9 protein-coding genes are annotated in these 14,765 nt (G+C 63.9%); 1 reads left to right on the top strand and 8 read right to left on the bottom strand.

Annotation, left to right across the window (positions count from 1 at the left end):
* Positions 1–233: 233 nt before the first annotated feature.
* The 6 genes from CBW66_RS00760 to CBW66_RS00785 all read right to left on the bottom strand — a co-directional run bounded on the left by CBW66_RS00760 (position 234) and on the right by CBW66_RS00785 (position 8,942).
* Positions 234–758, bottom strand: a complete 525-nt coding sequence (locus CBW66_RS00760; protein ID WP_139841525.1) for a hypothetical protein — start codon at positions 756–758, stop codon at positions 234–236.
* A gap of 29 nt (positions 759–787) precedes the next feature.
* Positions 788–3,007, bottom strand: a complete 2,220-nt coding sequence (locus CBW66_RS00765) for a serine/threonine-protein kinase (protein WP_086136201.1) — start codon at positions 3,005–3,007, stop codon at positions 788–790.
* A gap of 367 nt (positions 3,008–3,374) precedes the next feature.
* Positions 3,375–4,697 carry an aspartate aminotransferase family protein gene (locus CBW66_RS00770; protein ID WP_086136202.1) on the bottom strand — a complete coding sequence of 441 codons (1,323 nt, stop codon included), beginning with the start codon at positions 4,695–4,697 and terminating at the stop codon, positions 3,375–3,377.
* A gap of 83 nt (positions 4,698–4,780) precedes the next feature.
* Positions 4,781–5,668 carry a MurR/RpiR family transcriptional regulator gene (locus tag CBW66_RS00775; RefSeq protein ID WP_086136203.1) on the bottom strand — a complete coding sequence of 296 codons (888 nt, stop codon included), beginning with the start codon at positions 5,666–5,668 and terminating at the stop codon, positions 4,781–4,783.
* Positions 5,669–5,712: 44 nt separating this feature from the next.
* Entirely contained in the window at positions 5,713–5,985 is a 273-nt protein-coding gene (locus tag CBW66_RS00780; protein WP_139841526.1) for a hypothetical protein, read from the bottom strand.
* 299 nt (positions 5,986–6,284) lie between these two features.
* Entirely contained in the window at positions 6,285–8,942 is a 2,658-nt protein-coding gene (locus tag CBW66_RS00785) for a TonB-dependent receptor (RefSeq protein ID WP_230491985.1), read from the bottom strand.
* 303 nt (positions 8,943–9,245) lie between these two features.
* On the opposite strand from CBW66_RS00785, the gene CBW66_RS00790 reads away from it, so the two are divergent.
* Positions 9,246–9,683, top strand: coding sequence for a YbjN domain-containing protein (locus CBW66_RS00790; RefSeq protein WP_086136205.1), 438 nt, complete (start codon positions 9,246–9,248; stop codon positions 9,681–9,683).
* A 59-nt stretch (positions 9,684–9,742) separates the two neighbouring features.
* On the opposite strand, the gene cphA (CBW66_RS00795) is transcribed toward CBW66_RS00790, so the two are convergent.
* The gene (gene cphA, locus CBW66_RS00795) at positions 9,743–12,313 is read right to left on the bottom strand and encodes a cyanophycin synthetase (RefSeq protein WP_086136206.1); all 2,571 of its coding nucleotides are present in this window, start codon (positions 12,311–12,313) and stop codon (positions 9,743–9,745) included.
* A gap of 181 nt (positions 12,314–12,494) precedes the next feature.
* Positions 12,495–14,672, bottom strand: a complete 2,178-nt coding sequence (gene cphA, locus CBW66_RS00800; protein WP_086136207.1) for a cyanophycin synthetase — start codon at positions 14,670–14,672, stop codon at positions 12,495–12,497.
* Positions 14,673–14,765 lie beyond the last annotated feature (93 nt).

Below are 14,765 nucleotides of genomic sequence, written 5' to 3' on the forward strand. Positions count from 1 at the left end.
CTTGGTGGCCCCGGGTGGCAGGCAATAGGGCAGCGTGGCAGGGAGGGCACGGTCAAAGATCAAGGTCGTTTATGCATTGCTGCCATGAACCGCGGTTTGCGCGCTTGCGACTGCGGATGCGCAGTTCCCCCTGTCTGATTCAGCAGGCATGCTTCGAGGAGACTTCGAGGAGAAAGTACAGACATCCTGGCCTGGACAAGGTGTTGCCGGGCCGGGATGGAATACTGGCAGCCTTACAGGCTGCCGTTGCCTCCGACTGAGCTTTCCGGGTCGAAGGAGAACACGCGCAGCTCTGGCTGGACGTCTTCGCCTCGCATGATTCGTACGGTCATGACAAACGACAACTCCCAGCGGCCGCTTGCGTAACCCACGTCCAGGTTGTGTTTCCATTCCTGGCGAATATGGTGCAGGTTCGGCCGTTCTGGTTCACCCAGTAGTTGCTGGATTTCGAAGTCCAGCGGTAGCTGATAGGTGGCGCCAACGGCTTGCAAAAATGGCGATGGTGGAGAATAAATAGTCGGTACTTTAGGACCGATCTGCGTCAATTGAGGTACCGTAATGATGCAGCAGTCGACGATCTGGAACGAGGTGAAGCCACTGTCTTTGGAGCCGCAGCAAGTAACGTCGAGATAGACATGCTGGCCCTTCTGGAAGTGCACACCGCCCATGTAGGGGCCATGGCGAGGATCGGCCGTACCGTCGCACGAGGTGAAACTGTAGTCGAGCTGGTTGGTAATCTGATCTGCATCAAAATGCACGGATAACTTCATCCAAGGGCTTACAGGCGTCATTTTTTACTGTCACTTTCCAGGTTAATAAGAAGTTGTTGATAGCGAGCATCACGCCGCAGGTTCAAAAGATCGGGGGCGGATTCGATCAGGTTGCGTGGGTAGCCAAGTTTGCTGGCCGTGAGCAAGGCATCAAGCGCCTCGCTACGGTTGCCGATCAGTTCATGCGTAAGGGCGGCGCGAAATTGCACATCCGCTACTTGTGGCGCCAAGCTGAGCGCATGCCGTACTCCTGTAAGCGCCTGTTGCTTTTCCTCTGCATAGGCCTGATAGAGCGCCATTCGTGAATTCAGTGTGATGTCGTTTGGCATTCGTTTAAGCATCGGCTGTATCAGGGCGATGGCACGCCGATACGATTGTTTTGATGCCTGCACTTGGGCGGGGACCCAGCGTTGGGCGTCGGCCAGATTAGCCCACAATAAATAGATGCCAGGCCCGCCTTTTCGTTCCGATACGGCACTCTCAAACGCTTGGACTGCGCCCAGATAATCACCTTTTGCAAATAGGGATGTACCCAGATTTGAATAGAGTTCCCAGTAGGGGCTGATTTGCAGTCCTTGTTGCAGCACTTGCAAGGCCTCGTCATCGCGATTCTGGCGTAGCAGGGCTGCATTCAGGTAGGCGTAGGTAGCGGGGGAGCGTGGGTTCATGCGTATGCTTTGACGGAAAGCTTGTTCCGCACCAACATAATCGCCTTTCTTGTAGTGCATGTAACCGAGCAATGTAATGAGCAAGTACTCCTGCGGATGGGCAAGGATGGCCTGGTCTAATACTTGCTTGGCCTGCTCAAACTTGTAACTGACGATATGTAGGCGTGCCTTGCCGTACAGTGCCAAGAAATTATTTGGTTCCAGATTCAATGAAATACTTGCTTCGCGCAGCGCATCCTCATTCTTGCCATGGTATTCGTGAACCCAGGCTTGGGCCACGTGGGCCAGTGCCAGTTGGTCATCTGCAGCCAGTGCCTGTTTCGCATTAACTTCCGCCCGCTGTAGCCACGTCTCATCGCGGCCATCGCCCAGGTAGCGTAAAGCCGAAGCAATGGATAGTCCTGCGGCAGCACTCGCATTGCTCGGATTATGCTGTAGCACGGCAGTAAACTGCTCAATGGGTACTTTTTGGCTGCTGTCGAGGTCAAATGCTCGTAATGCAGCCATGCCAGCCTTCATCGCAGCCATTTCCGAAAACTGCGCTGTGGAGTAATGACCACGCAAAGCTGCAAGCAGAGTAGGGCCTTGCCACGCTGCCAGAGCCAGTATAGCAACGGCGCCAGCGGCCACCGCAGCGCGCTTGACAGGCACCTGCAGGCGGATCGCAATCGAGGCTGGCGGCTTGGCGGGAACCGTCTCGGAGGCTAGTGCTGGAGCCTGCACCGCCAGTGTCCTCTGCGCCCCGATCGCCTCGCGCACATCGCGCATGGTGCGCGGCCGCTGGGCCGGGTCGTGCGCCGTCATCGCGCGCACGAGGGCGTTGATGGCGGGCGGCACGGTTTCCGGCAGGTCGGGCCACGGCTCCGTCGCCTGCATGTGGGCGGCGGCCAGGGCCAAGCCGTTCAGGTGGGCAAAGTGGCGCTGGCCGGCCAGCATTTCGTACAGCATGGCGCCCAAGGCGTACACGTCGCCGCGCGTGTCGGGCAGGCGGCCCATCAGGCGCTCGGGCGCCATGTAGGCGATCGTGCCCTGCAAATCGCACAGTGTGGTCGTTTGCGTCGCTTGCGGGTCGATGTGGCGCGCCAGGCCGAAGTCGAGGATGCGCACCTTGCCATTTGCTTCCAGCATCAGGTTCGACGGTTTCAAATCGCCGTGCACGAGGTCCATCGCGTGCGCCTCGTCCATCGCGTCGGCGATCTGGTAAGCGATGTCGAGCGCAGACTGCAGGTCAGCCTTGCCGCTGTGCATGAATTGACCCAGGGTCTGGCCTTCGACCAATTCCATGACGATAGACTGGCTCGTGCCCTGGCCCTCGATGGCGAAGATGCGCACGAAGGCCGCATGCCTGAGCGAGGCGGCCAGGCGCGCTTCATTGATGAGTTTTTCGGGATGCAGCACATCGGCTTGCGGCTTCAGGCGCTTGAGCGCCACGCTGCGGCACAGCTTGGCATCCCAGGCTTCGAACACATGGCCGAAACCGCCTTCGCCCAGCAAGCGGCGCACTTCATAGTGCCCGCTGATCGTGTCGTCTTGCGACGGGGGCTGACGCAGGGAGTCGAGCAGTTCCATATACCTTGGCTTCAGAGTGCATCAAGGTGCGCATCAGGCATCGGAGAGGGAATTGCGATGGCTGTGTGCGCAAAATGATTGATTTTGAGTAACTTCCTGATTTAAAACGATTGTTTCGAATAAGTCAATTGGTATTGACAAGGAGTGAACAAAAGTGCAGCTGGATGGCGATTGATTTTTCGGCGGCGGGCATGCTGTCAATATGCCGGAACGCGATGATGACTGGCTCATGGCGCCCGATATGGTGTGCGTGTGTGCGCGGCGCCGCACAGCACAGTGCCATTGTTGGCGTGCCCCTCGCGCTGGACGGGCACCGGAGCCGCTGCGGCGCCAGCCTGATGTCGACCGTGGGCAACAGCCGGCGCGGTTAGCCCAGGCAAGCGTCGATGGCCGTGCCCAGCTTGTCGACGATTTCATCGACGTGGCTGGCGTCGATGATGTAGGGCGGCGCCAGCAGGATGTGGTCGCCGTGCAGGCCGTCGATGGTGCCGCCCATGGGATAGCACATCAGTCCGTTGTGCATGGCTTGCGCCTTGATGCGCGCGTGCAGGCGGCGGGCCGGGTCGAACGGCTGCTTGCCGGCGCGTTCCTGCACCAGTTCCAGGCCCAGGAACAGGCCGCGGCCGCGGATGTCGCCCACGTGCGGGTGCTCGCCGAAACGCGCCTGCAGCCGCTGCTTGAGCAAGCCGCCCATGGCGCGCACGTTGGCCAATAAACCGCGCTCTTCGATCTGCCGCTGCACGGCCAGGGCGGCGGCGCACGCCGTGGCGTGGCCGATATACGTGTGGCCGTGCTGGAAGAAGCCCGTGCCGGCGCGGATGGTCTCGCGGATGTCTTTCGACACCATCACGGCGCCGATGGGCTGGTAGCCGGCGCCCAGGCCCTTGGCAATGCAGATCAGGTCGGCCGTGATGGCTTCCTGCTCGCAGGCGAACAGGCTGCCCGTGCGCCCCATGCCGCACATGACTTCATCGAGGATCAGCAGGATGCCGTGGCGCTGGCAGATGGCGCGCATGTGCGCAAAATAGCCGGCGACGGCGGGCAGGGCGCCGGCCGTGGCGCCGACGACAGGTTCGGCGATGAAGGCCATGACGTTCTCCGCGCCCAGTGCGGCGATATTGTCTTCCAGCTCCTGGCCCAGGCGCGCCACGTAGCCGGCATCCGTTTCATGCGCCTGCTGCTCGCGCCAGGCATAGCAGGGCGATACGTGGGTCACTCCGATCAGCAATGGCTCGAACTGCTGGCGGCGCCAGGCGTTGCCGCCCGTGGCCAGCGCGCCCAAGGTGTTGCCGTGATAGCTCTGGCGGCGGGCGATGACGTGGCGGCGCTGGGGCTGGCCCCGCTCGACGAAATACTGGCGCGTCAGTTTCAGCGCGCTTTCCACCGCTTCCGAGCCGCCGGAGACGAAATACACGCTGTCGATGCCGTCTGGCGCCCGCGCGACGAGGAAATCGGCCAACTGCTCCATCGGTTCGCTGGTGAAAAACGAGCTGTGCGCGTACGCCATCGTGGCAATCTGCCGCTGCACGGCGGCGGCCACGGCCGCATCCGAATGGCCGAGGCAGGAGACGGCCGCGCCGCCGCAGGCGTCCAGGTAGCGCTTGCCGTCCGCGTCGATCAGGTAAGGCCCATCGCCGCCCACGGCGACAGGGTAGGTGGCGGTCAGGCTGCGGTGGAAGACATGACTCATAGCATCGCTTTCTTATCGGCAAAGGGGGAATGGCCGATTATAGGATGCGTGGAGCTGTATTGCAACGATTGATGTATTTGTATTTAATTTACACCATTTGATGTTTTTGCATAGGCGCCCAGCGCCCTCAGCTGGCTTTCCGCCGCGCCGATGGCCGCGACAGCATCGGGTCCCGCGCGCGCCACCAGCAATTCCACCAGGCTTTCCACGGCCGCGACGCCGGCCACGATGGAGGGGAAGAACGAGGGGCTGTCGACGGCGATGACGATGCTGGCATCGGCTTGCAGGGCCAGCGGCGACATGGCGCTGTCGCTGATGGCGACCACCTGGCAGCCGGCATGGCGCGCCGCCTGCGCCACCAGCAGCGCTTCGCTCGAATACGGCGCGAAGCTGATGACGACGACGGCTTCGCCCGCCTGCAGGGCGCGCAAGTCCATTTCCAGGGTGCCGCCCTGGCCGCTCAGCAGCTGCACGCTGGGGCGCAGCAAGCGGTACAGGTAGTGCAGGGTGTAGGCGATGGGGTGGGCGGCGCGAAAGCCCGCCACGTGCACGCGGGGGGCCGCCTGCAGCAGGCTGGCGGCCGCCTCCAGGGCGGCGTGGTTGTCGCTTTCCGTGGCGGCCAGGTTGCGCTGCTGCACCGCGAACACTTCGGTGACCAGGCTGCCTTGCTTGCCGGCCAGCGCGCCCGCCTTTGCCGCATAGCCGGCAGGTCCCGCGCGCAGGCGTTCGACGAAGATGGCTTTCAGTTCCGGCCAGCCGGCAAAGCCCAGCTGCTGCGCCAGGCGCACCAGGGCAGCCGACTGGACTTGCGCGCGCGCGGCGATGCTGCGCATCGATGACACGGCCACTTCGTCAGGATGGTCGGCCAGGTAGCGGGCGCCGGCCTGGAATTGCGGGCTCAGTTCCGCATGGCGCGCCTTGATCAGGTCCATCAGTGCCGCATAGGAATCGTGGGGTGTCGCTGCCTGCATCGCCGTGCCTCATTTAGTCGGTTGCGGCGATGGTACAGGATTCGTCAGCGCGCCGGTAGCGGCAGGGCGGCCGTGCGCGGACGCAGGCGGGCAAACAGGTGCGGCCCGGCCGGCTGGCGGCGCGGTCCCGTCGTCAGCACGCGCAGGGCGGTGGGCAGCGGCACGTCGTGGCAGTGCAGGAACAGGGCGGCGGCGCCCGTGCCGGCCATTTCCTGCAAGGCCAGCGCATGTTCGACCAGCGTCGCCGTGCGCATGTCGAGCCGCATCGGGATGTCGGGTTGAAATAACTGTATATCGACGTGCCGTGCATCGCGCATGTTGTCCCCGCCGGGTTCGCTGGTCAAGCTGCCAGCATAAAAGCGCCCCGGCGCCGCCACTTTGCGCCAAATCACTTCCTCTGTCGGATAAATTCTTCAATGCAAAAAAAACGCCAACCGTTGCCGGCTGGCGCTGAAACTCCTCAAGGAAGAAGACATGTATTCCAACGACGTATCGACGCCTGACAAAACCATCGCGAGCGGCGGTGATTTGTGGCCGAGAAGCGCAGCGGCACTGTCGTGCCGTGAGCATCGCCGGCCGCAAAGCGCGCCGCGCAGCCGGTTTGCTCAGGTGTCCATCACAAGCTCCAGCGTACGGATAAACCGACAACCTTGTCATAGCGCCGCACATCGCGCACATAGTCCGGCGTGTCGTGGTAGTCGCGGTAGGTCGAATCGAGCAGGTTGTTCGCGTCCAGCGTCACCGTGGTGTGCGCATTGAGCTTGTACGAGACCGACGCGTCCAGGGTTTTGGTTGGCGCCACGGTCAGGTGGATGCCCTTGCCGCGGTAGTTGTAGTCGTCGACGTACTTGTCGCGCCAGCTGTAGGCCAGGCGCGCCGACCACGGTCCCTGCTCGTACAGGCCGACGATATTGGCCGACCATTTCGACATGCCCGTGAACGGGTGCGCGCTGCCATTGAGTTCTTCCAGCTCGCCCGTCATGTAGGTGGCGTTGGCCTGCAGGCCCAGGCCGCTCATCCAGCCGGGCAGCTTGTCGTAGAACTGCTGGTAGGCCATTTCCATGCCTTGCAGGTGGCCCTTCGAGGTGTTGCGCGGACGCGTGATATCGTACTCGATACCGCCGTACGTTTCCTTGGCAGAACCGGACAGGATGTAATTCTTGAAGTTGTGGCGGAACACGGTGGCCGTGACGGAACCCGTCTGGGCGAAATACCATTCCAGCGCGGCGTCGAGGTTCTTGCCTTCCACGGGCTTGAGGTCGGGATTGCCGCCGCTGCCCGTCGGGCGCACCATTTCCAGGCTTTGCCCCAGGCTTACGCCAGGATTGAAGTCGGCGAAGTTCGGGCGCTGCACGGCCTTGCCGGCGGTCAGGCGGGCAATCAGGTCCTGGCGCAGCAGGGCTTTCAGGGTCAGGCTGGGCAGTACGTCCGTATCGGACGTCTTCACGCGCACCGGCGTGACGATGCCGTTTTGCGAGGAATTGCCTTGCAAGTCCTGCTTGGTCTGCACCACGCGCACGCCCACGGTGCCATCGACCGGCACCTGCGCCAGCTCAAAGCCGATGCGCGCCTTGCCGTAGACGGCATTGGTTTTTTCCACATCCTTGTAGTGGGTCATCGGATCGTCCGGGCTGCGTTCGCTGCTGCCCGTAAACAGCTGGCGCAGCGCGGCCGTGTTGTTGAGCATGAAGTCGCGGCATGGCGTGAGCCAGCTTTGCAGGCCGAAGTTGCCCGTGTTGTCGTGCGAGGCGCACGCCAGGCCGGGTATCGCGTCCGCAGTCATGGTCGACGTCAACCCGCCCTGGCCATTTTTTTCGCGGATCGATTCGGCCTTGCGTTTGGCCAGGCGCACGCCGCCCGAGAATTCGCGGAAGAAGCCCGTGCTGTCCATGTCGTAGGTGATGTCGCCGCGCCAGTCCGTCGAGCTGCCTTCGTCGTGGTTGTGGTTATCGTAGAAACCGAGCAGCGTATAGTTCTTCGGGTCCAGCATGTTGTAGCCGGGGTAGCTGATCTGCGCGCCGCCGTTGACGTTGGTGCTTCCGATCACGCTGGTCGGATGGGCAAGAAAGTCGAGGATGGGAAATTCGCGCTCGAAGTTGCTCACCGTGCGCGCCAGTTCCGTGGTCGCGCGCAGCTGCTGCGTGATGTCCCAGCGCGCGCCGATGGCGCCTTGCGAACCGATCGAGCGGTCGCGCCGCGCCTGGGTTGAACCCAGCGTGAACGGCGACCATGGGCCGTCGATCTTGCCCACCGTGGCCGCCTGGCTGGTGCCGGGGATCAGGGTGATGTCCGGGTTCTGGCCCCAGGGCAGCGAACCGACGAAGAACTGGCTGTCGAACGCATGCTTGATCAGGGTCGACATGCCTTCCGCATACACTTCCACCTGCGAGTTCGGGCGCCACTGGAAGGCGGCATTCGCCGCGTAGCGCTTGCGGTCGCCCACGGTCGGGATCATGCCGACGGAGTCGGGGCCCGTGATATTGCCCGCTTCGGGGCGCTTGACGGGTTCGGCGTTCCAGATCGTCTCGTCATAGTATTTGCTGCGCTGGTAGGACAGACCGAGCAGGGCGCCGAATTCGCCGTATGGGGTCTTCCAGCGGTTCGAGACCATGCCGCTGACGTTCGGGTCCGTCGAGCCCGACTTGTCGCGGTGCTCGGCGCGCACATTGCCCGATGCGGTAAAACCCTTGAAATCGAAGGGGCGGTTGGTGCGCACATCGACCACGCCGGCCGTGCCGCCTTCGACCATGTCGGCACCCTGCGATTTATATACGTCCACGCGCTGCAGCATCGCCGTCGGGATGTCGGCCAGGTACAGGCTGCGGCCCACGGAGGTGAACATTTCGCGGCCGTTGAGCAGGGTCACGACGCCGGGCAAGCCGCGGATGATGACGGAACCGGCTTCGCCGCCTTCGCGGCGGATCTGCACGCCCGTCACGCGGCCGAGGATTTCTGCCACGTTCTTGTCGGGGAATTTGCCGATTTCATCGGCGACGATGGAGTCGACCACCTGGTCGTTGTTTTTCTTGATCATCTGCGCGCTTTGCGCCGCGCGGCGCACGCCCGTGACGGCGACGACGGCGATGCCGCTGTCGGCTGGCGCTGCCGCCGGCACCGTTTCTTCCACTGGTATTTCCACGGCGGGCGCCTGTTGCGCCCAGACGGAAGCGCTGCTCAGCAGGCCTGCGCCGGCCAGCGCGGCCACCGTGGCCTTCAAGGTCAGCCGTGTGTTTTGCCGGGACGTGCGGGTACCCGTTGCCATCGATTGCTTCATCTTGTCTCCACCTGTATTTTAGTTATGTTGAGAACGCTGCGGCAGTCGCCGCCGGAGCTGAAACTTGCTCAGGAAGCATGGTAGGGGGAATGACTTTGCCCCACAAATGACTTCTTTTTCGAACTCCATATCAATTCCGGTATCCCTGCTGCATTCATGCGCGCTGGCGGCAAGCGCTGGCCTGCCTTGCCGCCGCATGCACAGAAAAATAGTTTTGTATTTTGCGCGGGCGGCTGCGTTGAAGCAGTGATGCAGCGGCACCAAGGATGGGCGCGGCCATCACTCTCATTGAAAGGAAATTCCATGTCTACCCACACCAACGCCACCGACTTCCTGCTCCAGTACCTGACGGCCGAGGGCTACCAGGCGCGGACGGACGGCGACGGCGATATTGTTTTCCGTTTCGAAGGCATGGGCTATGTCTTGTGCTTTGACGCCGATGATGGGCAATTTGGCAAACTGCTGCTGCCGAATGTGTGGTCTATCGATAGTCCGGAAGAGTTGCTGCGCGTGCGTGCCGCGCTCGATGAAGTCAACCGCCGCGTCAAGCTGGTGAAGGGCCATGTGCAGCGCGGCCAGGTGTGGTTCTGCATCGAGATGCTGCTGCTCGAGCAGCAGCACTGGACGCATTTCCTGGCGCGCGCCACGCGCGCGATGGCGCACGCGGCGTCGCTGTTTGCCAGCGAGATGCGGGCCGGCGCGCTGGCTGCGCAGGCGATCGAAAAAGCCGGCGCCGACTGACGGACAGGTATGAAAAAAAGGGCGACCCGCAGGCCGCCCCGTGCGCAGTGATGCAGCGCTTACGCTTCGGCGACGCGCTTGGCGATGTGCGCCAGCGCTTCTTCCACCTGGTCGATCAGGATCAGGCACAGATCGCCTTCGTTCAAACGCGCCAGGGCCTTGTCGATGGCGACGAATTCGCCGTTGATTTCATCGATATGGCTGGTGCGCTTGGCGCCGTTCAGGCCCTGGCGCAGCAAGGCCACCACTTCGCCGTCGGCGCGGCCGCGCTGGCACTGGTCCTGGTACAGCAGCACGTCGTCGAAGGCGGCGCCGAGAATTTCCGTCTGCTGGCGGATGTCTTCGTCGCGGCGGTCGCCGGCGCCGCTGATGACCACCGAGCGGCGCTTGGCCGGCATGCTCTCGACAGCCTGCACCAGCGCCAGGATGGCGTCCGGATTGTGGCCGTAGTCGGCGATCAGGGTGGCGCCCTTGTAATCGAAGACGTTGAAGCGGCCCGGCGCATTGTCGGCTTCATTGGCAAAGGTTTTCAGGCCCAGCGCGATGGTTTTCCAGTCCAGGCCCACGGCCCAGGCGGCGGCCAGCGACGCCATGACGTTGTCGACCTGGAAGCCGATGGCGCCGTTGCGCGTGATGGGCACCTGCGACAGGGCGATTTCGTGGCGTTCCTTGCCCTGCGCCGCGACCAGCTTGCCGTCTTCCACGTACACGACGCGGTTGCCCTGCGCGCGGTGCGTGGCCATTACGGGATGCGTCTTGTCGGCGGCGAAGAAGGTCACCGTTCCACTGCAATTTTTGGCCATGCGGGCCACGGCCGGATCGGTGGCGTTCAGCACGGCCACGCCGCTGTCGGACACGTTCTGCACGATCACGCGCTTCAATACCGCCAGGTCTTCCACGGTGGTGATGTAGTTCAGGCCCAGGTGGTCGCCCGCGCCGATATTCGTCACCACGGCAACCTGGCAGCGATCAAAAGCCAGGCCTTCGCGCAGCATGCCGCCGCGCGCCGTCTCGAACACGGCCGCGTCCACGTCCGGGTGCAGCAGCACGTTGCGCGCGCTGCGCGGGCCGCTGCAGTCGCCGCTGTCGATCTGGCGTCCTTCGATGTACACGCCATCCGTATTCGTCATGCCGGTGCGCAGGCCGGAGGTGGTCAGCAGGTGGGCGATCAAGCGCACGGTGGTGGTCTTGCCGTTGGTGCCGGTGACGGCGACAACGGGAATGCGGCCATCGTCGCCCTCGGAGAACATGGCGGCGATGATGGCTTCGCCGACGGGGCGCGGCTTGCCGAACGACGGCGCCAGGTGCATGCGCAGACCCGGCGCGGCGTTCACTTCGACGATGCCGGCGTTCTGTTCTTCCAGCGGTTTCAGGATGCTGTCGGAAACGACGTCCACGCCGCAGATATCCAGGCCCACCATGTGCGCGGCGGCGACGGCGCGCGCCGCCACTTCCGGATGCACGTCGACAGTGACGTCGGTGGCCGAGCCGCCCGTTGACAGGTTGGCGTTATTGCGCAGGATGACGCGCTGGCCCACGGGCGGCACGGATTCGGCCACGTAGCCCTGTTTGGCCAGACTGGCCAGGGCGATGTCGTCGAAGCGGATTTTCGTCAGCGAGGTGGCGTGGCCGCTGCCGCGGCGCGGGTCCAGGTTGACCTGGTCGACCAGTTCGCGCACCGTGTGCTGGCCATCGCCCACCACTTGCGGCGGGTCGCGGCGGGCCGCTGCCACCATCTTGTTGCCGATGACGAGCAAGCGGAAATCGTGGCCCGGCAGATAGCGTTCGACGAGGATGTCGTCGCGGAATTCCTGCGCCGCGAGGAAGCCGGCCGTCAGCTGCTCGCGCGTGGTGACATTGACGGTGACGCCCTTGCCCTGGTTGCCATCCTTCGGCTTGACGACGACGGGCAGGCCGATCTCGCAGGCGGCGGCCCAGGCGTCGTCCGCGTCGATGGCGACGCGGCCTTGCGGCACGGGTACGCCGGCCGAATCGAGCAGTTTTTTCGTCAGTTCCTTGTCCTGCGCGATGGCTTCGGCAATCGCGCTGGTGCCGTCCATTTCGGCGGCCTGGATCTTGCGCTGCTTGCTGCCCCAGCCGAACGTCACCAGGCTGCCTTCGGTCAGGCGGCGGAACGGGATGTTGCGCGCCACGGCGGCGTTGACGATGGCGCCCGTCGATGGACCGAGGCGCACGTCTTCATCGAGTTCCTGCAGCTGGTGCAGGGCGCCGGCCAGGTCGAACGGCGCGTCGTCGAGCGCGGCGCGGCACAGTTGCTGCGCCAGTTCCAGGGCCAGGCGGCCGACGGCTTCTTCCGAGTATTCGACGACGACCTGGAAGATGCCCGTTTCCAGGGTCGGCGTGGTGCGGCTGAAGGTGACGGGACAGCCGGCTTGCGCCTGCAGGCCCAGCGCCGCCAGTTCCAGCACCTGCGCCATCGGCGCGGCGTTGTAATTGCCCAGCGGTTGCAGCGGGCTCAGTTGCGGAAAGAGGGCGCGCAGGCGGGCTTCGAAGCCGGGCAGCTGGGCGATGTCGAGTTCCTGCGTGGTGCAGGAAACAATGGCTTCCACGGCGGTGTCGTGGCTCCAGAGGTTAGGGCCCCGCAAGGCCCGTACGCGAGATACTTCCATAATTAAACCGTAATCCTGTTGTGTTCTTGTGGGCCCGGCCGTAGCCGGGCTTTTACGTCAAATTAAACCGTAGCGAGCGGATGGGAGTTGTGGCCGAGACGCGGAGCTGTGCGGATGCACAGTGAGCATCGGAGGCCGCAAATCGCGACGCGCAGTAGGTTTGGTTTGACGTCTCTGGTTTTCAGTTCCCGATGCAGCCGGGGGCCGCGTCAAAGGTGCGCAAGCCTGCGCAAATCAGGTCGACGGGCAGGTTCAGGGCCCAGGCGGCAGCCGCGACGGCCAGCACGCTGTCGACATTGCCGGCCGTGGCCGGTTTCAGCAGGTCCAGGCACAGCAAGACCGTTTCGATGCCGCCTTCGGCCAGCACGATGTGGTTGCCGCGCACGAACACGGCGCGCTGGCCGGCGGCCAGTTGCGTCGCGATGGCCGGCAAGCCGCCATCCTGCGCATACAGGGTCACCGTGCCGTCGCACAGTTCGGCCAGTTCCAGCACGTGCGCGTTGGCGGCATTGAGCACGGCCACGCCGGTCGGCACGACCACGTCGACCTGGCTGCGCACGGCCTTGTACAGGCCCGCTTCGTCGAGCACGTCGAAATCCTTGACGCTCTCGAGGCTGCCCATGTCGGTGACGATGCCGACCTGACATTTATCATAAGCCAGGCCTTCGGCCAGGATCATGCGCGGATTGCTCTCGAACAGGGCCGTCTGCACGGTGCGGTTGAGCAGCAGGCGCTGGCCCGCGTCCCAGTTCACGCAATCGCTGCTGACGACGCGGCGCTGGTCCAGATACATGCCTTCGCTGCAGACGGCGCCCGTGTGCAGGCCCGACAGGTTGAGCAGTTTGCACAGCATGCGCACGATCAGGCTGGCGCCGCGCGTGCCCGTCACGCCGATCAGCGGAATGCGGCCCGTTTCCTCGGGCGCGAACAGGTGGTCGACGATGGCCGCGCCGACGGGGCGGGGCTGGCCCACGCCCGGCTTGATGTGCGCCAGCAGGCCGGGGCTGGCATTGACTTCGATGATGGCGCCGCGCTGCTCTTCGAGCGGACGCGTGATGTCGGTGGTGACCAGGTCGATGCCGGCGATGTCCAGGCCGACGACGCGCGCGGCCAGCAGGGCCGCATGCACGACGGACGGGTGCACGTCGTCGGTGACGTCGATGGCGACGTTGCCGTTCGGCTGGATCAGCACTTTCTGGCCGGCCTGCGGCACGGACAGGGCGGTCATGCCCTGGCGCTGCAGTTCGAGGATGATTTCGCCCGATTCATGCGGCTTGACGGTGCCGAGCGGGAAATCCTCGCCTTCGCCGCGGCGCGGGTCGATATTGATCTGCGTATTGACCAGTTCCAGCACGGTCGACACGCCGTCGCCGTCGACCCACAAGGATTCGCCCTTGGCGGCCGCGATCAGCTTGTTGCCGACCACGAGCAGGCGGTGCTCGTCGCCCGTGATGAAGCTTTCCACCAGCACGGCCGAGCTGTCGCCCTTGCGCGCGGCCAGTTCGTAGGCTGCCTTCACGTCGCTTTCGGTCATCAGGTTCAGCGACACGCCGCGGCCGTGGTTGCCGTCGTACGGCTTGACGACGACGGGCACGCCGATGTCCTGCGCTTCTTCCCAGGCCGCTTCGGCGCTGCGCACCAGGCTGCCTTCAGGCACGCGCACGCCGCACGATTTGAGCAGGAATTTGGTGAGATCCTTGTCGCTGGCGATGCCTTCGGCAATCGCGCTGGTACGGTCCGTTTCGGCCGTCCAGATGCGGCGCTGCGCGGCGCCGTGGCCCAGCTGCACCAGGTTGCCGTCGTTCAGGCGCAAGGAAGGGATGCTGCGCTCGGTGGCCGCATCGACGATGCTGGCCGTGCTCGGGCCCAGGCAACGCGAATCGACCATGTCGCGCAGCGGCGCCAATGCCGCTTCCAGGTCGTAGGCTTCATCGTTGATGGCGGCCATCAGCAGTTCGCGTGCGGCGGCCAGGGCGGCGCGGCCCACATGCTCTTCGCGCGTGCGGAAGGCCATCTTGTAGACGCCGCGCTGGCTGGTCGAGCGCGTCTGGCCGAAGCCCGTGCGCATGCCGGCCAGGTTTTGCAGTTCCAGTACCACGTGTTCGAGGATATGAGCCGACCATGTGCCTTCGCGCAGGCGCTCGAAAAAGCCGCCCCGTTCTCCCACGCCGCAGCGGTGCTCGATCATGCCTGGCAGCCACGCCACCAGGCGCTCGTACAGGCCGGGCAGGGTATTCGATGGATAGTCTTCCAGTTCGCCGATGTCGACCCAGGCTTCAATCACCGGGCGGTAAGTCCAGATGTTGGGGCCGCGCAAGTGGGTGACGCGGACGAATTCGATGTTCTTCTTCTTGATCATGTAAGTGGTTTCTTGATAACAAGCCAGGCGTCTGGGCGCCAGATACTTTATGTTGGCTTTACAGAGTCTTTTCAGGCTCGTGCTTGGTTCTTT

Source organism: Janthinobacterium sp. GW456P, assembly GCF_002127655.1.
Classification (GTDB): domain Bacteria; phylum Pseudomonadota; class Gammaproteobacteria; order Burkholderiales; family Burkholderiaceae_D; genus Janthinobacterium.